Annotated in this window: 14 protein-coding genes; all 14 read left to right on the top strand. The window is 48.3% G+C overall.

The window, feature by feature from the left end:
• The first annotated feature begins 350 nt into the window (after positions 1-350).
• Positions 351-908, top strand: a complete 558-nt coding sequence (locus AM1_RS29010; protein ID WP_012166551.1) for a hypothetical protein — start codon at positions 351-353, stop codon at positions 906-908.
• Positions 909-1,038: 130 nt separating this feature from the next.
• Positions 1,039-2,106 carry a ParB/RepB/Spo0J family partition protein gene (locus AM1_RS29005; RefSeq protein ID WP_012166550.1) on the top strand — a complete coding sequence of 356 codons (1,068 nt, stop codon included), beginning with the start codon at positions 1,039-1,041 and terminating at the stop codon, positions 2,104-2,106.
• Between the two features lie 206 nt (positions 2,107-2,312).
• Entirely contained in the window at positions 2,313-4,436 is a 2,124-nt protein-coding gene (locus AM1_RS29000) for a helix-turn-helix domain-containing protein (RefSeq protein WP_012166548.1), read from the top strand.
• A 773-nt stretch (positions 4,437-5,209) separates the two neighbouring features.
• Positions 5,210-7,249: a bifunctional DNA primase/polymerase gene (locus tag AM1_RS28995; protein WP_012166547.1), complete on the top strand. Its 2,040-nt coding sequence runs from the start codon at positions 5,210-5,212 to the stop codon at positions 7,247-7,249.
• Positions 7,236-7,448: a hypothetical protein gene (locus AM1_RS28990; protein ID WP_012166546.1), complete on the top strand. Its 213-nt coding sequence runs from the start codon at positions 7,236-7,238 to the stop codon at positions 7,446-7,448. The genes AM1_RS28995 and AM1_RS28990 overlap by 14 nt, the downstream gene beginning before the upstream one ends.
• Positions 7,449-7,783: 335 nt before the next feature.
• Positions 7,784-8,215, top strand: coding sequence for a hypothetical protein (locus AM1_RS28985; RefSeq protein ID WP_012166545.1), 432 nt, complete (start codon positions 7,784-7,786; stop codon positions 8,213-8,215).
• Positions 8,216-8,329: 114 nt separating this feature from the next.
• On the top strand, positions 8,330-9,532 hold the full coding sequence (locus AM1_RS43395) for a sigma-70 family RNA polymerase sigma factor (protein WP_012166544.1): 1,203 nt from the start codon (positions 8,330-8,332) through the stop codon (positions 9,530-9,532).
• An 82-nt stretch (positions 9,533-9,614) separates the two neighbouring features.
• Complete coding sequence (locus tag AM1_RS43390) at positions 9,615-10,421, top strand: hypothetical protein (RefSeq protein WP_012166543.1); 807 nt, start codon at positions 9,615-9,617, stop codon at positions 10,419-10,421.
• Between the two features lie 32 nt (positions 10,422-10,453).
• The gene (locus AM1_RS28975; RefSeq protein ID WP_012166542.1) at positions 10,454-11,005 is read left to right on the top strand and encodes a hypothetical protein; all 552 of its coding nucleotides are present in this window, start codon (positions 10,454-10,456) and stop codon (positions 11,003-11,005) included.
• Positions 11,006-11,017: 12 nt separating this feature from the next.
• The gene (locus AM1_RS28970; protein WP_012166541.1) at positions 11,018-14,164 is read left to right on the top strand and encodes a transcriptional regulator; all 3,147 of its coding nucleotides are present in this window, start codon (positions 11,018-11,020) and stop codon (positions 14,162-14,164) included.
• Positions 14,154-15,305, top strand: coding sequence for a hypothetical protein (locus AM1_RS28965; RefSeq protein ID WP_012166540.1), 1,152 nt, complete (start codon positions 14,154-14,156; stop codon positions 15,303-15,305). The genes AM1_RS28970 and AM1_RS28965 overlap by 11 nt, the downstream gene beginning before the upstream one ends.
• Positions 15,306-15,312: 7 nt before the next feature.
• Positions 15,313-16,593 carry a hypothetical protein gene (locus AM1_RS28960; RefSeq protein ID WP_012166539.1) on the top strand — a complete coding sequence of 427 codons (1,281 nt, stop codon included), beginning with the start codon at positions 15,313-15,315 and terminating at the stop codon, positions 16,591-16,593.
• Positions 16,594-16,606: 13 nt separating this feature from the next.
• Entirely contained in the window at positions 16,607-17,326 is a 720-nt protein-coding gene (locus tag AM1_RS28955; protein WP_012166538.1) for a hypothetical protein, read from the top strand.
• Positions 17,327-17,328: 2 nt separating this feature from the next.
• Complete coding sequence (locus AM1_RS28950) at positions 17,329-18,780, top strand: hypothetical protein (RefSeq protein ID WP_012166537.1); 1,452 nt, start codon at positions 17,329-17,331, stop codon at positions 18,778-18,780.
• The last annotated feature ends 117 nt before the right edge of the window (positions 18,781-18,897 follow it).

Genomic DNA, 18,897 nt, shown 5'->3' with positions numbered 1-18,897 from the left:
ATATCAGAAAAAACTCTATAGTGAACTTTGGGGTCCCCGAAGTTTAAAGAATACAAGAGGTCATACACATTATCCTGGAAGATTTAAGGTGTTTTAATTTTTTTGACATAAGGGTAGTTTTCTAGATGTATTCTGTAATCAATTCAGTTATTCATTGTTTTATAAATTAGTCTTTTGCTTATACATTTACTAGAGTTAAATATTAATTCTTTGTATGACACTTAAAACTAGTTCTTCTGGTGTATGGCTCTAGATAAATTAACTTAAGTATGAGCAATCATTATTGGCTTTGTTTTCCTTTTAGTAGGAAAAAATATGTAAACTGAAATATTAGACTGGAGTCTAAGAAAATGTACTTAATAAGGTCTGATAGCTCTATAACTAATCTAGATTTATCGGAAATCAACCTTGACGAAGAGGTTCAACCTCGAAAGCAGACCAACCAGGCAGTTGTACAGGAGTATACAGGTGCCATGAAACTGGGAGCTAAGTTTCCCCCTGTTACTGTTTTCTATGATGGTGCTGAATATTGGTTAGCTGATGGTTTTCACCGTGTTCGAGCTAAAGAGAGCATTGGTCAACCAATAATTTGTGCAGAGGTTTGGCTTGGTTCTCGTCGTGATGCAATACTTTTTTCAGCAGGAGCTAATACAATTCATGGATTTCAACGTACTAACGAAGACAAGCGAAGAGTCGTCGAGCGACTATTAAAAGATTCTGAGTGGAATCAATGGAGTGACAATGCAATTGCCAAGAAATGTGGAGTTAGCAATACTTTCGTTGGAAAGCTCAGGCATCAACTGTCGCCCACTTTCAACGGTTGGAAGTCAAAAACTCGAAGAGGGATAGATGGAAGAGTCATCAATACACACAAAATTGGGCAAAAGAGGAACTCCTCAAGGATGTAATCAAGTTACTGAGGCACAAAAGTCATACTTAACACAACTTAACAGTAGGCTTTTAATTCCTTGAATTATTAGTTGCTTATGAGTTTAGATGCTTTCATGTCTTTATGTTGTTGTCTACTGCTAGTTCTGAATGCCTTCCAAACAAACCACTAGCATATCTACTGAATCGAATGTCCAGTCTGTTGAGATAGCTAAAATACGTATGGATGGAGGTACTCAACCTCGCTCCCAGTTATACGAAGAAGTTGTAGCTGAATATGCCGATGATATGCAACAAGGTGCAAAATTTCCACCTGTTACTGTTTATTATGATGGTAAAGAATATTGGCTAGCTGACGGTTTTCATAGAGTGCGTGCAAGAGAAAGTCTTGGCACGAAGGAAATAGTTGCTGAGGTTCGACTAGGAACACAGAGGGATGCTGTATTATTTGCTGTTGGAGCTAACGCTGTACATGGTTTAAGGCGTACCAATGCGGATAAACGTCGATCCGTAGAAAGACTAATACGTGATCATGAGTGGAGTTTATGGAGTGATAATGCAATCTCTAAGAGATGTGGCGTTAGTAACACATTTGTAGGAAAAATTCGAAACGAACTGCAGCTAAATAGCAATGACAGCCCCGCTAAGCTTCGAAGGGGCATGGACAACCGATTAATTGATACCTCTAGAATAGGTGGTAAATCTTTTCAAGATGAAAAAGATACTACAAAAAGGCAACGAAAAAGAAAGCAAGTTAGTGAACTTGACTTAAAGCAGCTTACCGTTGAACCCAAGAAGGTTGTGAATGGCGATATATGGAGGCTGGGAAAATCTCATTATTTATTTTGTGGTGATTCATCTTCTAAAAAATTCCAGAAGCTCTTACCTTCTGAGATTGGCTTGTTTATGATCTTTCTGGACACACAAGAGTATTGGCCGCAATCTCTACCAGAAAATACAAAGAATGCATTGTCTTTTTATTCTTCTTATGGCGAGGATATTGATCTTAGAAATCTACGAGAAATAATTGAAAATTGCCTCGCTACAACAACAGAGGCTGATGATACTGTCGTTATGCTTAACCTTCCAGATCCTTCCTTGTTTATTTTGATGGAGAGTCTATATTGCCTCTGCTATTGTGCTGAGTCTGACCCTCAGCGTTGCACTGATGCTCTGACTGCCTGGTCAGCAATCTCTCAGCCATTAAAAAAACTATGAATCGATTGAAATCTATAAATCTTACAAATTCAAGGTCACATTCCTATTCATTTGAAATAATAGGTCTTTGTTTATGGAAAATACTGATTTTAAATCACTTTTAATTAAAATCATTAGTCTTTCCTTTTCAAACACCTTAGGTGTGCTTCAAAATAATGATTATTGTATCTGGCTATTTATATTTCGCTTGAGGAGGGTTAATTTTAGTGTCTGCTTCTGATAGACATCGATCAACACGAAAAGTGGACATTAGAGTGAATGGCTTTAACTCTGATGAGCTGGTTACACGTTCTAAGTTGACTATGAATCTAGATTGTCATGATGATATATTAGCTGCTGATAAGTCAGGAGAAAACATCTCGCCGGAATCTCATCATTTAGCAAGTGTTAACTCAGAAGATCAAATATTCTTCGTTACCTTACCGCTTGATGTTGCTATTGACCAAGTTATCTCTTTAGATTTTCTGGATCAGATGATCGACTTTCTGCTTGAAAGGACTGATCTATCTAGATTAATAATTCAACATCTTTACTTGCATTTGCTCAAGGTATATAAGTTCAAGGTTGAAGAAGTTATTAAAGAAAAAGGTAAGAGTGCCTTAGATACCTTTCTTCCACACATTCAGATAAATACTGATATATCTCGTGAATCTCAAGTACTACAATTTAATATTGATGAAATAACCGTTAAAAAGTACTTGAATGAATCACTTTCTGACTTTTTCTGCCATGAGTCATTTAAGGGGACCATCTCAAATACCTTTTGCAGAGAATTATTGAATTTAGCTTTGCAGGAACTAGAGTCTGAACTTGGAAGTAAGGCTTTACGAGAAATGTCTGCATCACAACTACAACAAATAGTTATCAAATTTCTCAAAACTAATAAAACTGGCCCTATTTGTGATCAGATAAAAGTAAGGGCTTCTTTCCATAGTCGGGAAATTGCTCTAATTTTAATTGAGCAGTTGAGTCTACCTAGCTGCTCTCTTGAAGATATGCATGCTTTATTAGGGCTTCGACGTTCGCCACTACCTAAAAACAAAGCCAGAATAGAACTACCTGCTGTAACTGCTTTACCTACATCTATCCCTATTGCTAGCAGCATAAAGGCACAGCTTCGCCCCGATCTATGGCAGCAAGATGAAAATTCGAATGCGAAATTTAAGTATCGTAGCAAATCTAATCCAGGTAACTTTATCGAACACTACATTACCTCCCCAGGAGACATTGCCCTTTTACCCTGGGAAGCTGCTGAACAGATCATTGATATCTTTGGGTTTGATACTGTCAAACTTCAGCTCATCTTCGCTGCGAAAACAATGGAACAAGAGGAGCCCTGGAATAGCTCATTTACCCTTAATGCGACCGATATAATTAAGCTTCTCGGATGGGATAAAAACCATAATACTGCTTTACCAGAAAAGAGACTTGCTGTTGCTAGCACAGCCTATGCTCTTTCTTGCTTATTGGTAAGGTCAGTATGGATAGCAGGTAGGGGCAAAAGTAAAATCGATGCTAGTACTCCCACTGGTCGGATGTGGGATGTATTGATAGAGCCTACTGGACAGTTTGATTTTGTGACGAAAAAAATTGAAAAGCCAGAAGAAGTTTACATAACCGTTTCTCCAGGCTTATGGACAATGAATTTTCTAAACCGAGCTGGTCTTAAGGCACAAGAAGCTCTGTACCAATTTGGCTACCTTGCTAAAGATATTTTACAAATCGATCCTTACCATAATGAAATGGCTTTACGATTAGCCATCCAACTCACGCTTGATTCTCGAATTAGAGCTAGAAATGAGAATCCTTATGACTATACTGTGGGGAAACTCCTTGAGGAAGTAATTCCACTTTCGGAAATAGAAACAGCACGAAATCAAAAGGGCAAGGCCAGAGATTTGAGAAAACGGTGGGATAAATCCTTGAAAATGCTCAATAAATTAGGATGGCTTTTACAGTTTGATCCCGAAACGTACCCAAGCTGGCTGCAACCTGATAGTGAGTCCCCGAAACCCAAGAATTGGCGAAAGGTTAAATTAATAGATCGATTGCTTGATGCAAAGTTGACAATAAGCCCACCAAATCCTATCCCTGAGCTTTTAACCAAAATTGGCTCACCCAAGAAAATGGCTCTTGTGATTGACCGTGCCCAGGCAGTTGATATCGAACCAAGTAGCTTACTTAAAGCCAGAAAGGTTAAGGGATTAAGTCGGAAGCAGCTTGCAGGGTTTATTGATGTGAGTTCTGATTATATTGGCAAGATGGAGAGAGGAGATCGTCCAATTACTCTGGAGATTGCTGAGAAGCTTAAGCGTATCTTGGTATTTTGAAGTGCATTATTTGAGGAAGACAGGATGAGACAAATTTCTCCGTATCCTAGCACTTAGTATCAAGACCTAAATTATTGGATACCGAACAAGATGTAAGACAGGATGAGACAAATTTCTCCGTATCCTAGCACTTAGTATCAAGACCTAAATTATTGGGTACCGAGCAAGGTGTAAGACAGGATGAGACAAATTTCTCCGTATCCTAGCACTTAGTATCAAGACCTAAATTATTGGGTACCGAGCAAGATGTAAGACAGGATGAGACAAATTTCTCCGTATCCTAGCACTTAGTATCAAGACCTAAATTATTGGGTACCGAGCAAGATGTAAGACAGGATGAGACAAATTTCTCCGTATCCTAGCACTTAGTATCAAGACCTAAATTATTGGGTACCGAGCAAGGTGTAAGACAGGATGAGACAATTTTCTCCGTATCCTAGCACTAAAAATAGATTGTCTCAATATCCGTATCCCTACACTTAATATTTTTTTTGTCTTAATAAAATCAACTTCATTTATCGGCACTTAACCTAAGCTGGGTGTCCCTTTAAGGAAGAGACAATATTCTCCGTTTCTATGCACTAAGTTATCCGTATGCCTACACTAAAATCTCCGTATGTATGCACTAAGTTTTGTAAAATCCCTTTCTGTGACTGGTTTGTAGCCTTATAAGACAACCCAATTATTTAAAGTAATTTAAATGCAAATGTAAACAAGACAAAAATTATTCTGTGAAAATACCCCAATCTAAAATTTGGGAGTATTTCCAAGACATGCTTCAGCGTCAACATGGCTCGCCTTCCCATGTCCCAGATTATGTATTTCAGCATCCCAGACGCCCTAAGCATGACCCATTACCAGCAGATCCATTGGGTCAAAGATTGGCCTTACTTTTCCCCAATGGCTGGGATTGGATCTTTGCGTCAGTCCCGGAACAAGGTAATCCCGTTGACTGGGAAACGGTGAAGAAATTCCCTCTCTCCCCCGTGGAGTTGTGGTCACTTCATCAAGACCCAGACTGTCTGATCGGAGTGAGGCCCAATGCCCAGACCCGTTGGCTGGTCCTCGATATAGACAAGGACTCTCGCTATCATCCAACCAGCGCTCCACATTGGCTTCCAAAGATCCGACATGCCCTGGAAGAAATCGGTATCTGCCGCTCACTCCTTTGTCAAAGTAGCCATAGCGGCGGCTTACACCTCTACCTCCCCCTGCCCGAATCCGTCAGTAGTTTTTGGTTGAGTGTGTGCATCAAACTCAACCTGGAAGCTGAAGGCGTCAAATTTTGTGGAGGTCAATGCGAACTCTACCCCAACCCCAAGCGGTATGTGCCCAAAGGTAAGGGCTACAGTCTCTTTGCTGCATTCCGTCTCCCTATGCAGCCGGGTAGCGGCTTCCATCCACTCGACACCGATCTAAACCCTCTCCCCTGGTTCCTGGAAGACTGGCTAGATTGTTTTGAGCTATGTGCCGATGGCCAGGACATGGGTCGTCTTCACCATGCGATCGCAGACGCGCAGCAAAACTTCAAAGTCCGTAAATCCGGTAACGCTTCCTCCCTCGCCACCTGGCAGGAGCGCATTCATGAAGAGAAATCCCAAGGCTGGACCGGCCCCGGCCAAACCAACGAGAAGCTGAAGATCATCGCCTGCGAAGCCCGCGTATTTTTGGGAATGGATAGTTCAGAGCAGATCGCAGAATACGTTTGTCAAACTGCTCAGAACACCCCAGGCTTTAACGAACATTGCCGCCACCAGCATGAAATCGAGCGCCGTAGTTATGAAGTGGCAACCTGGACTATGCGCTACTACTGGCCCGCTGGTTCAGCCCCTGCCCGAGACGCCAAATACAACGACAAACAAGTCGCTCCTGCCGACTTTGGCTATCACCAATCCAAGCGTGAAGCCGCCCAGAACCGGATCAAAAAAGCCGTCTTTGAATTAAGAAGAGTCAGCAAGCTTCCCCCTGGTATCACAGCTCGTGCCAGTGCGATTGCAAAACTAGCTCACACTAGCCAGAAAACCTTATACCGCAAGTCAAACCTAGAACTCTGGCACCCCCATCATTTACCCCCAGAACCCCCTCAGAAAGCCCTAGACCCCTTGCAGGAAGGAACTATTACACAACTCTGTTCAAATAATACTCACTTTTTAAACCAGCGAAAGCTGGAACTTTATCTATTAAAGGATCTTTTACAACTCTATATTTATGTAGGGTTTGTAATCATGACGATGAGAATACAAGCCGCCGTCGCCCTGGCCCTCAAAGGCCAAAGGGCGGCGAAAGCGGCGCTTGTGAATTCTGAAGACCTAGATCGGGGGGGTTTGGGGGGGAACTCCAAGGTTATTCCAATCCAAAATTGGGATCAGCTGCACCTCTCCCTACCTCCGGGCCTGCAGCAGAAAATCTCTAAAGCCAAGCGACAACAACAGCGTGAACTTGAGTATGAGCAGCGTCGGCGGCAACGAGTGAAAGCGAGGAAGTCACAGCGAAAAGCGCTTAGTGAAGCAAACGCAGAATTGCGGCCGCAAAATCAGGAACAGCTTCCCCTTCAACTCATCACTAATGGTGAACAGCCGATTGAACGAGAAGCTCGACTTAGTGAACGAGAGGAGTTTGACCATTGGTATCAGTTAGCGATGCAGTGCAAGTTAGTTGCAGATTACTCTTGGAGGGACGGAGAGTATTGGGTGTTGGCCGAGGAACAGTGGCAACCTTACACAGAATTATCAGCCGTGTTTACCCTGCGGGCAATGGAACGAATGTTTGGCGTTTGTTTGGATCTTAAAGGAGATACTGATGGCTTTCCCTAAAAGATTTGTCCTGCATGACGATGGCTCATTTGTGAAAGATTTTGACCTTAACCAACAGAAACTCACTATGACCAAAGACCAGACTGAGGCGCAGTCTCTTACATTGTTGGAGGCTCTTGAAGTTGTTGAGCGCTTGGGGTCTCTGGCATCAAAAAGGCTTGTGGTGAAAGGATTTGAGGGGGTCAATAGGTTGTGGTAGTTGTTGATAAATTTTTGCAATTGTAACTAAGTGTTTCTTTCGCTTTGACTCCACTCCTGGGTTGGCGCTAAAGTACAGCCAAGTGATTTAAGCGAATGTTTTCGCACCCAACTTTTTCTTTTTTGTATTTCTACTACCACCCACAAGAAACAGCAAAGGTCTAGCCTTTGCTCAGACTGTTTTAAATGCCATTTCTATCGGGAATCCCTGACAGGAGTCCTGCCTGTTTCTGTCTTGCACAGGAATATTCTCTAGTTAAATTTGCAAACCACGGCCTGCCCATCTACCACAACGCACAAGCCGTGATCTATACCTCCGCGACAGGAGATGTTTTCATGCTAACTATAAATACTGATTCCGGGAAATCCCGTGGAGGCAACAATGACCTCCAAAGCTCTGATCAGCTTGATCCACAGGTGATTCAAGAATTTCGAGAAATTTATCTCCAGATTGCTGTAAAAGTTCAAAATTTGATGTCTATGGGTGTCGCCTACACCTACGACAAACTTTATAACTTAGGTTGCGAACACCCACCCTTGAGTTATCGAATTGACCTCATGGTGAGCTATGAGCTTCGTCTTTGTGGCTATTCCAAAGACGATCAGGTCAATATTCTATTTCACGGCCCCTATATCCAGTCCCAGATGCTCCACCACCATCTATCTGAGCGTGGTGCAAGACACTATATCCGTCAGCGGCTTGCTATCGCCCCACCCGTACCCTTGGAGCTGGGCCAAGCTCAAGCTACTCCCACAACTGCTGCCTAGTTCGCTAGGCAACTGGGACATCTGGCTTCAGAGAGTTTAGTGCAAATCGAATAATCGTAATCAACAAATTATCTATATTAAGTTCTCTCTCTTCCATTTGTGGAGGGCAAGCTTATGACTGCCGCTTCGATTTCTAGCCCTTTTTCTGAGGGCATCCGTTTACCCGACTATTTAACCCAGCTCTTACACCGCTTCCCGGTTCCCAACCCAGAGGAAGAGTTGGACTTGATTCGCAAAGCCAAGCTAGGACATGAAACCTCTTTATCCTGGTTGATGATTGGGCATGTCCGTCTAGTATCCAAACTCGCCAAGCAATATGCCTGGACTTTGGATGATGCTCAAGACCTGATCCAAGAGGGAATGTTAGGCATCCGTCATGCCGTTAGGAAATTCGACTCTACGAAAGGCTGCAAGTTCTCCACCTATGCAAGAGGTTGGATTAGAGGGTATATCCGCAGATTTTGCTATAAGAACAGACCCAAGCAACTGAGATTGCCCGAGAAAAAACAAGTCCATCTTGATAGGGTTTATAGACTCCAAAACCAGTTTCCTGATGCCAACCTCGAAGAGATTGCTCAAAAAGCAAATCTAAAGCTGGAATATATCGAAGATTTACTCTATTGGGGCCGTTCGTTCCAAGAAATCCCAGACTGGCATGAATTTACGATTAATGACGAGTCATTCTACACGGATGATGAAGAATACGATGAGTACTTTGATTTCGAGGTTGTATCTGAGACAAAGACAAATCTCGTCCTAATCAAAGCACCTCCACCTTTCATTCCACCGAAGTATCAAATCCCCGTTCATCTCCTCAAGCAGTGGTTCCGGGTTGGCTTGGCCCAGCTTGTCAGTGCAGCCCAAGGTCAAGTCAAAGCCGTTCGACTGGGATTTTCCCAAAGTTTCAGTAGATATTCCTCAAAGCCAGAAGTAGGTCAGGAGCGAGTAAACCTCAGCACTTGGCCTGCTTCTCTTTCCTTCTGCTACGAAAACAGTACTAATCCTTCTGCTTATTCTCACAATCCCCGCCAGACTCCCTCCATCGCTACAAAGTCCCTTCCTACCAAAGCTATTGCATTAGTCAAAGGAGTGATTACCCATGCTCAGGAATCTCTTTTGGTTCTTTGTGGAGGTCGCAGTGACGGGCCTACTGATCGACCGGGGTATCAACCTTCCCCAGCGGATCAGCGATGCCGTGGACTGGGAGAGCCTGGAACGATTGGGCGAGGACATCTGGGATTCGGCCCAGCAGTAACCCGATTTATCCACAGACCATTAGCAGCAATATCTGATTGCCTTAGAGGGGGCTGGCCCTGACACCAGCCAACAACCACAGGGAGGGGCTGTCTTTGATAGCAACCCTCCTCCCGAACAGACGCACTTGCCAAGGAAAAACGCCATGTACAAAACCATTGCCGCATTTATAGCGGCCTGGTTGGGGCTGTTCATTTCCCCAGCCACAGCGGAAACCATCAAGATAGCACCGGGTCATGGTCACCTGATTGACCTTACCTCCAGTTGGTGCCGGGTCTCCAAAGCCTATATGGGCACGAGGGGAATCTTTGACTTGAGCTTAGATCAGCCCCAACCCCAGACCCAGAAAATTTACCTGACTTGGAAACCCAATACCCAGGTGAAATCGACCAACTTAATCCTAGATTTAGTGGGCTGCAACCGCTCCTCAATGGAGTTAACGATCAATCGGTCTGACAGTGCCCCCAGTACTGCCATCACTCGGATTGGAACGCCCACCCCCATTGCTCATACCCCTGAGCAATCGCGAGTCTTCACAGGTCGCCTGGGTCAACCACCTGAGAGGACTCGCGTTCATCAAGCTACGACAGCGGTTCAACCCCTGACCCTTCAACGTAGAACCAAAGTCCTGCCCAAGCCTAAGACCGTCAAACGTCCTCCTGTGCGACGAATCTCCCTGCCTCAGAAGGTAAAGCCTATCCCAACGGCTAACCTGTCTCTGGTTAAGCGTAACGTGTCCGATAGCCGTACCACTCCAGCGACTCTTTTAAGGGGTCTGAATATCGCTAGAGCGTCAGGTAACCAGACCTATCGCTATCGCTCAGAGATGCATTGGCGAGTCAACGGCATGATTCGCCAGATGCGTTGGGGGAAGTCTCCTGAAGACGCAGCAAAGCTAGCCAAAATCTCTCCTGACCAACTCCAGACCTTACTCAACTACGCCCAGCAATAACAGCACTACTGATCCATAAGAGGCAACCTCCCATGAAACGACTCAAGATCCTTTACGAAAAAACCTCAAAACAGCCCTGGTGGTTTGGCTATAGTGGCTTTCTCATCATCGGCCTGATCTACAATCTCCCCTGGCTACAAGCGACTTCTCTCGCCTGTCTCGCCATCACAGCATCAGCCGTCGCTTGGCGCAGAATTATCCGCAGATCACCCCATGTCCTCGCGGGCCTGCAAACCGTGAGCATCACCACCGGCTATCAGCAATATGCCCAAGCTCAACTGAGCGTCCCCGATTCCGTCTGTAATGGCTTTGATGTTATCCCCGGCTTTGGGGAGCGCATGATTGGGGGCTTGGGTTGGCTGAATGTTCAAGGGTTCTCCTTAGCGGGAGCCGTCTGTGGGATTGGCTGGCTGATCCTCGCGGGTGTTGTTCTCGGTGCCATTGGCTTTGCAGGTAAGAACAGCTTGGGTCACTCCCATCATGGGGGAGATATTCAAGAGATGTCCCGCCCCGTGGTGGGACTCCTCTACTTCATCATCGTCATGATCATGATTGGTGCCCTGATCTTCGCGACAACCCGATAAAGGAGGTCAATTATGGATTTTGAAACCGTAAACGAAGGTCAAACACGAGATATCCTCTCTGTAAACACGATGCTAGACGGTATACCCGTCTTTTACCTTGGAGCATCCATCGCCGTTTTGGGGGTGGGTTTTGCCGTCTTAATCAAATTTGGGTTTTTACTGGCCGTCCTCTTTATCGCTTTGACGAGCGTCGGCATCATTCTTATATTTGGCCGCAATCCCTCCCAGCAGATGGAGCGGGTGGGTAAGCCCACGACGTACATGGACGGTCGCCCGTCCCTAAGGTTCGACAACGTGGGGATGCCCGTCATGGCAAAGGCCAAGAAAACAGACCCCCTGAGACGGATTCAAGATAACTTCTGCCTCAAGACCTATGGACAGTTTGAATTTGAGGGGGTGACGATTGGGTTCCATCTCCATCACTGGAATAGTCGAGAGATCAAAATTGCGTTTATGTTTGACGTGCTGGGTTTGGACCCGACCGTCACCCCCGCCCAATCCAAACAGCAGCTCAATAAAAGCAACCAGAAGATCTGTCATCTCGGTGGCACCGACCTCAAAGCAATTATGGATATCCGAGCAGACTGCTCAGACCCTTTGATTGCCACGGCCACTGCCCTAGGGAAGGCCACGGATGCCCTGACCACCGCTCAACTGCAATCCGATGCTGAGAACCTGCAATCTCTAGAAGCTGAGGGTCGTATCGTCAAATCCCGCCTGCTCTACCAAGCTAAATGCCGGATGCGTCTCGGTGGAGACTATGACACCCCGGACTCTCCCGCTGATGTAGTGTTCGAGTGGGTATCGGGCTTTTGGAATGACACCGTCGCCCAAAAGGTCATGGGGGAAGCCTACCAATCTAAAGAGCAGTGGGAGAAAGCCATCTTTGCCGCCTATACCAACTCCTATAAGCGAATGACGAGGATGCTCACGGGCGCAGAAGGCTTAGGTCATAAAATTCAGCCCCTCACGGCCCAAGAGCTATTTGATTGGGATTACGCCGAACTGCATGAAGAGAGCATCCCCATCCCCCAATACACTCGCTATGACGACCTGGGCTTAGATCCCAATCCAGTAGTCAGTGAGCATCACCTCCATAGCCTGGGGGTCCTGTTTGAACCCGAGAAAGGGAAACCTGCTGTTCCCCAATTCGGTGAAAGCCTCGCCTACCTGCCGAATAAAGGAAAATATGTGGGCGCACTGCGGTTTGAAGGACTCAGGACCATCCCCGAGGTCCAAGACTCCACGGAACTGGGATTTATCAAATTCCTGTTTGACACCCTCGCCACCCCTGGAGAACTGTTCTTGGATGCTCGTGTGGTCACCGAACTGCTGCCCATCAAATCCGGGCTGACCCGAGCCATCCTGGAGCAGACGGGGCGGAACTCTATCCGCAAAATGGGGGATGCCGCCCAGCGTAAAGAACTGAACCCCATTGCCTTAGAACGCCTTGAAGAAACGAAGAAAAACCTAGAGTGGATGAACAACGGCAATCGTCCCTTTTGGGTCGCCTTCGCCATCTTCCTCTATCGGGATTCCGTAGACCAACTCAACCTTGACCTGGACGCCTTAGCCCAAAAGCTAGAGGGGACCAAAGCCGTCAAGATTACCCAGAAATTTGAGCATCACTGGTGTACGAGCCTCGCCATCAGTGCCGCCCCCATGCTCACCTTACCGGGCGGGGGGAATCACCTGTATAAAACCATGTCCCCGAGAGTGCTGCCCACCCTGCCCCAAATCCATCCCGCCCCGATGGATTGTCGGGGGGTGTTGCTCATAGGTTATGACCTTCCGATTTCCTTTTACCTCGATCTAGCCCATACCTTCCCGAATCACACCCTCGTCACGGGGGAAACGGGGGCAGGTAAAACCATGCTGATGCTGGAGATGACGAGCTATTGCCAGCGGGAAGGGATGAACGTCGTGGGGTTTGACTTCCCGCCCCCCACGGGTAAATCCAGCTATGAACCTTATATGGCAACCCAAGAGCAATTAGGGGTGTCCTCCAATTACAAACCCGTAGACAAAGCCACCATCAACGTCATGGAGATTCCCGATGTCTCCTGGATTGATGATCTGCCCAAACCGGGTGATCCGGGCTATGACTCCCAACAGCCCACCCGTGAGGAAGCGTGGAAATTTATCAAGCGCAACAAGTTGAGGATCCTTAAAGCGATTGCGATGGGGGATGCGGGCCAGTCTAACCCGATGGAGAACCTCCTGATTGAGCGGGCTTTGGGCTTATGCTTTGAATCCTTTCACGAGGCCCACCTTGAGCGCTACACCCTCGCGTCAAATGCGCCTTTCGGTTCCGATGAAGCGGCACAGATGCCCATTTATGAGGAGTTTGTCGCCTTTGCCAAAGTCTGGCTGAAGCAGTATATCCAAGTGAACGACTGTGGTCCCGACTTACAGCGAACCTTTGAGCACCTACAGCTCCTATTAGAGGGCGTCATCCCCACGGCATTAGGAGATTCTATCAATGGCATCAGCTCCTTTGACGCCAACGTGGATGCCCTGATCTTGGGACTGACCAACGTGGACAACGACAGTGACTCCCTCGTCTATGGGGTGGCGGGGTTTGACTTGCTGATCCGCAAAGCCATGAACGGCAAGCGGACCCTGTTACCGGTTGATGAAGGGTCAGAGCTATTAACCCGTACCATCTTTGCAGAGATGGTGGGGTCTCTCGCCAACTCAGGCCGTAAATGGCAGTGCAACATCCTGATTGGAATGACAGAGGTAAAAACCCTACTGGATTCAAGCTGTGCATCCAAGGTCATCTCCAACCTCCAGAACAAATTTGTCAGTCACGTCAATGAATATGCCCGTAAGCTATTGGTCTCAGAATTTGGGATCCAGTCCAAGATCCTTGAGAAATTTGAGCATGAATCCTTTCGCGCCTCCAAGTCCCTCCAGCAGTCCCATTGGTGCTGGCAGCGAGGGTCTCGGCAACTGATCGTCACCCATAACCCCAGCAACTTCACCTTGGGAGTCGGTGCCAACCAAGGGGAGCAAACCAAAGCCCGCAACCGGGTGATGTCTCGCTATCCTGATGACCCCGTAGCCGGATTAGTGGACTTTGGCGATCAGCTCTCCCAGGCCAACAAACAAGGGATTGAGGTTGAAACCATTGGAGTGGAAGACTATGCAGCCTAAACCTTTACTGATAACTCTGGTTCTGTCAGTTCAAGCTACCATCACCACCGTCCCCGCCTATGCTCAGGTGTCCTACGACGACCCCGTGATTAGCACCGATATCACCTTACCGACCACCACTACACCCACCACCTTCCCTGATGTTCCCATCCCCACGGGGGATGTGACGATAGCCAAGGATAATCCTCTAGATACGTCTACCTATACGGAAGTGCCCACGGCTCAGCTCCCTAGTGGTCTCCTCGGCACGGTCTTTAATGTCCTTGGACCCAAGCAGAAACCTGGACAAGCGAGGGTGATCAATGAGACCCAACGCAAGATTCTCAAGGTCTATGAATATGGACAGAAAGCGCTTGATGCCTACAAGGTAGGCCGAGCCATATATGACGCAATCGATAACTTCTCCCTGAAGCGGATCCTAAGCGGGTCCATCTCTACCGTCCTCTCTGAGTACGACAAATTGGGCACCAATGGCACCAGCGAAAGCCAGCAAGGAGGCAGTGGATCTGAGGACCCCATTTATTCAGATCCCCAAGACCCCTTTCAGGTGTATACCCAAGCCCGCAACAACGAGGCCCGTAAAGCCTTACTCCCCCAACTGATGACTCAGCTCGTCTTCTCTGAGGATGGTCAAGCCTTGATTCAGCAGCAGGGAGAGCAAGTGCAGCAGTCCGTGGTTAACACCATTGAGTCCACTCAAGCCCTCGTGCAGCTCAGTGCCGCTAGCAAAGAGCAAGCCACAGCGGGGGCTGGGATTGCGACCTCTGTTGGGGAGACGGGCCAGAAAGCCCAAACCCTGAAGTCCTCCCAAGCAGTCCTCAAGTCCCTCACCGCTCAAAACAGCCTGATGGCTCAAGGAACCGCAACCAATGGAGCCATACTGAGCAACGTCGTATCGGGTCAAGAGGAGCAGAAGAAGTCTTCAGATGCCCTCGTGGTTGGCTCTGCCCTTGCCCATCAGCAGCGCACGACGGGGCTGCACCTAAGCGCCTCAGAACTCACTCTCCAAGAACAAATCCGAGCTGAACTGGAGCTATACAAAGATGAACGACACCGCGCCCAAGACCAGGCCGCTCTGCGGGAGCAGCTTAGCTTCAACTACCTCTACATTCCTGGCTTATATTCAGAGGCCGCTCCCTAGAACGATAGTGTCCGTCATCGGTCTCACCCTACTGTTTATCGCCTTGGGTGAAGTGTCAGCCCATGCCATTAATGAGGACCTCGACCCTTCCGTGGGTGTAGACCTGCTGCGGGAGTCCAAGATCCGCATGTTTGAGACCTCCCAATGGTGGGATGCCTTGTGGGAGGACATCCTCGGAGATAACCCCCGGACGACCGTCAATAACAAGGCGATGTTTAGCATCCTGCTGCCCTTTTTGCTCGTGGCCTGCCTCGTGCTGATGGCGAGAGCGGGGATGAGCTTTTTGAGTGGGGAAACCCATCGGATTGTCTTGCAGCAGATCGTTCCCATCGTCTTACTCCTCGCCTTTACCCTCAACTATGGCTGGGGGGCGAAAGTCGTTGCCTGGAGTTTTCGGGAGGTGGCCAATCGAGGGAGCGACCTGATCCTCGATTCCCAGTGGGCGGGGCTAGTGGTCCGGGATGCCCTCAAGGACAAGATTCATGCGTCCTCAGCGATAGCCGAATATAACCGTCAGTCTGCGAGCTGTTCTCGTCTGCCGGCAATCACCCTCAGAGACCCCGCAGCCGCGTCCTCCAGTCAAGGACTGGACCAGGTTCAAGCCCCGAAAGTGCAAACCGCCGTGCGCTGCTTGGAGTTGTTGGCCCAAAAGCTGGAACGGGATGAGGCTGCCATCAAGAAAGACTGCCCGAGCTGTGAGACGGCTCTGGAAGTGATTGAAAGTCGTAAAAAAGGGATTCAAGCCGATCTAGGCCGCATTAGTGCCGCGATATTTAACACCTTGAACCCCATTGATGATGCCATACATGGCTTCAACGTGGTTAAAGAGAATGCGGTTCGGACCGTCTCTATCGAAGGTCCTCTCCAGATCCAATACTGGTTTGTCTCCGGCCAAGAACTGGCCTTGATTCTGTCAGGGATCTTAGCCCCGATCATGATCATCTATTCCACCCTACCGATTGCGGGTCATAAGTGGGCGGTTTTGCAGTACCAGAAAGCCCTGGTCATTATTGCCCTTGTGCGATTCGCCTATATCTTCGTGATTGGATTTGGGGCGATCTATCTAACGGATAACCCCATCGCGGATCAAGGAGCCGCCTTTGCCACCTTCTTAGGCTATATCGCCCCTGCGGTCGCCACGGCTGCGGTGACGGTGGGGGCATTAGCTGCATCAGGGGTCTATACGGGAGCTGTGGTGACCACCGTGGGAGCAGCAGTGACCGTTGTGTCTTCCGCTGCCTTATCCGCGAGTTCAGCCGTCACCTCCAGAGCCTTGAGAAATCGATAGAGATATCAGACCCATGCTAAAACTCCAATACCCAAGCGAAACCCACAAGAAACAGCCCCCCTATGTGCTGTATGCCATTTTGGGGGTGTTCACCCTCAACTTCTTTTCAAGCTGTGGAGCATTCCTCTCCAGCTCCCGCAGTGCCCAACTCGCATCAGACCAATCCACCATCTACGTCCAGACCCAGGACGATGAGACCGTCCAGGCTGAAAAAGTGGACCCCTTGCACCGGGAGGACGCGCTCCTGAGAACCTATGCCTATGAACTCGTCAAAGTGGGTTGGACCTGGAATGGGGGCAGTCCTCCCAAGAAGCATAACGACCACATTTATCCAGGGGAGCTGTTTGCCGTAGCCCAGTCCATCGACCCCCTGCTCCGGGATGGCTGGCTAGAGATTGAGCATCAGAAATATGAGAAAGCTCAGCAACCGATCCAAGAATACCTGTCGGGTCAATGGCAGAGCGTCGTTGAGATTAAGCGGGATACGGATATCCATCTCACCCAGATCAAACCGGGTCAGTGGCAGATCCATGTGATTTCCATCCGTACCCATCGGTCTAAGGACGGTAAATCCTTCCCGGAGAAATTGAATAAAAAGCTCGTGGTTGAGGCTGTGATTCCCACGGAAGGGGAAGCTCAGCGACTGTTTGGGGACTCCTATAGCCAACTCAACCACCTGATCACCAAGTACCAGCGTCACGGCCTGATGATTACATCAATGGAGGATTTTTAGTCATGTCTGATATCAAGACCAAAAAAGAAGCCCTAGCTGCGATTAACAAGAATAAGCCCAAGGCGGGTGTCAAGGATACCAAGCCTGACCCAGCACAGGCACAACCCCAAGAACCTGTACCCGCCACCCTGCAAGACTTCCATTTACCGGAACTGACCCATGAGTTTGATGCCCAGACACCGACCAAGACAAGACGACGGTTACCCATCCAGATTGGGGTAATTGGAGGGAGTATCTTTCTAATTCTGGCGGTGGTTCAAGCCGTGACATCGGGGAACAGTGATACTCCCAAGCCAGCGGTTGCCACCAGGCCCCAGCCCTCGATTGGGATGGCTGAGGATGATAAGGATGCCATTATCAAGAGTCAAGCCGTCCAAATTTCTGAGCTAAAGCAGAAGTATGAAACGGGAAATGTGACGGATGCTCCGGGCCAGAACAAGCTCACAGCAGTCCCCCAGAAGCCGATAGTGGTGCCGAAGACGAAGCCAGCCCAGTCCCACCGCAGACCGCCCAGTGCAGCCCATCGGGTGACCCGACCCATCCAGGTACGTCGGTCTGTACCCCCGTCTCGACCTCGGATCGTTTATCGCAATAGACCTGCTCCCAAGCCTCAGCCTGTTGCGGCTAGACCCCCAGCCCCCCGACCCGTCGCTCAAGCCCCCAAGCCTGCTGCTAACTTCAGCCTTGCCCAGCAGTCGGCCTTTACTCCGAAGCCCGTGCAGCCTGCTCGACCCATTCAACCCAAGCCCATTCGTCCCATCAAGGTATCCACCTCTCACCCCGTCCGTAAACCGATTACCACAAAACCTGTTGCCAAAGCCCCTCCACCCCAAGGAATACTGGTGGCTTCTTTGACGGGTGATTTGCTGGAGGATAATCAGGTATCCGATGCACCCACTGCCCTCTACCCCGCTAGCAGTAGTCCACTCGGAAAGGGACTGATTTCCCCTGGTACGACAGCCAAGGCGAAGCTCGACAATCCGATTACCTGGATACCCCAGAACAGTGACGCGATCATCGGTCAGCGGTATCTGTTGACCCTGAGTGAAGACTTAGGGGCAATGGCGAAGAAAGGCTCCAAAGTCTTGGCAGAAGTGACCAGTGCGGAGGGTGACTTTTTGAGTATGCAAGTGGTGGAAGTCAACCAACAGCCCATTGAGCATGTCAATCTGACGGATGAGTCACCAGAAAGCAGAAAGACGCCTGTTGCGGTTGTCCAATACAAGCAGTCTCCCTATCTGCAAGCCAAGCTCAAAGGTCAAGGAGAAGGTTTTGGCAACAAGCTGCTCAGGGCGGGCCTCAATGTGGGCTTTGACCAGCTCCGTTCAAGCAGTGTGGGAGATAGAGCCTCGTCTCTCGTGAATAGCTTTGCTCCCAATCGTTCTAGTGGTTCTCGCAGTGGCCTCTATCACTTTGATAAGGAAGTAGAAATTTACTTTGTGGAGGGTGTTTGATGAAAGGTTGTCTTGTCATCCTCCTGATCGTCCTCACACCGTTCCTGCTCCTCGCAGGTCCCATTGGCTGGATCTTGGGGATAATCGCTTGGATCTTGCTCTTGAAATAAGCTGACT

It is taken from the genome of Acaryochloris marina MBIC11017 (genome assembly GCF_000018105.1).
In the GTDB taxonomy this organism is placed as follows: domain Bacteria; phylum Cyanobacteriota; class Cyanobacteriia; order Thermosynechococcales; family Thermosynechococcaceae; genus Acaryochloris; species Acaryochloris marina.
Note: the sequence above shows the minus strand (reverse complement) of the source record. Positions and strands in the feature narration are given on the sequence as shown.

What these genes read in the sequence shown, in the direction of transcription:
- AM1_RS29010 (WP_012166551.1), top strand. Translation starts at nt 351, where the DNA reads ATGTACTTAATAAGGTCTGATAGCTCTATAACTAATCTAGATTTATCG.
- AM1_RS29005 (WP_012166550.1), top strand. Translation starts at nt 1,039, where the DNA reads ATGCCTTCCAAACAAACCACTAGCATATCTACTGAATCGAATGTCCAG.
- AM1_RS28995 (WP_012166547.1), top strand. Translation starts at nt 5,210, where the DNA reads ATGCTTCAGCGTCAACATGGCTCGCCTTCCCATGTCCCAGATTATGTA.
- AM1_RS28990 (WP_012166546.1), top strand. Translation starts at nt 7,236, where the DNA reads ATGGCTTTCCCTAAAAGATTTGTCCTGCATGACGATGGCTCATTTGTG.
- AM1_RS28985 (WP_012166545.1), top strand. Translation starts at nt 7,784, where the DNA reads ATGCTAACTATAAATACTGATTCCGGGAAATCCCGTGGAGGCAACAAT.
- AM1_RS43395 (WP_012166544.1), top strand. Translation starts at nt 8,330, where the DNA reads ATGACTGCCGCTTCGATTTCTAGCCCTTTTTCTGAGGGCATCCGTTTA.
- AM1_RS43390 (WP_012166543.1), top strand. Translation starts at nt 9,615, where the DNA reads ATGTACAAAACCATTGCCGCATTTATAGCGGCCTGGTTGGGGCTGTTC.
- AM1_RS28975 (WP_012166542.1), top strand. Translation starts at nt 10,454, where the DNA reads ATGAAACGACTCAAGATCCTTTACGAAAAAACCTCAAAACAGCCCTGG.
- AM1_RS28970 (WP_012166541.1), top strand. Translation starts at nt 11,018, where the DNA reads ATGGATTTTGAAACCGTAAACGAAGGTCAAACACGAGATATCCTCTCT.
- AM1_RS28965 (WP_012166540.1), top strand. Translation starts at nt 14,154, where the DNA reads ATGCAGCCTAAACCTTTACTGATAACTCTGGTTCTGTCAGTTCAAGCT.
- AM1_RS28955 (WP_012166538.1), top strand. Translation starts at nt 16,607, where the DNA reads ATGCTAAAACTCCAATACCCAAGCGAAACCCACAAGAAACAGCCCCCC.
- AM1_RS28950 (WP_012166537.1), top strand. Translation starts at nt 17,329, where the DNA reads ATGTCTGATATCAAGACCAAAAAAGAAGCCCTAGCTGCGATTAACAAG.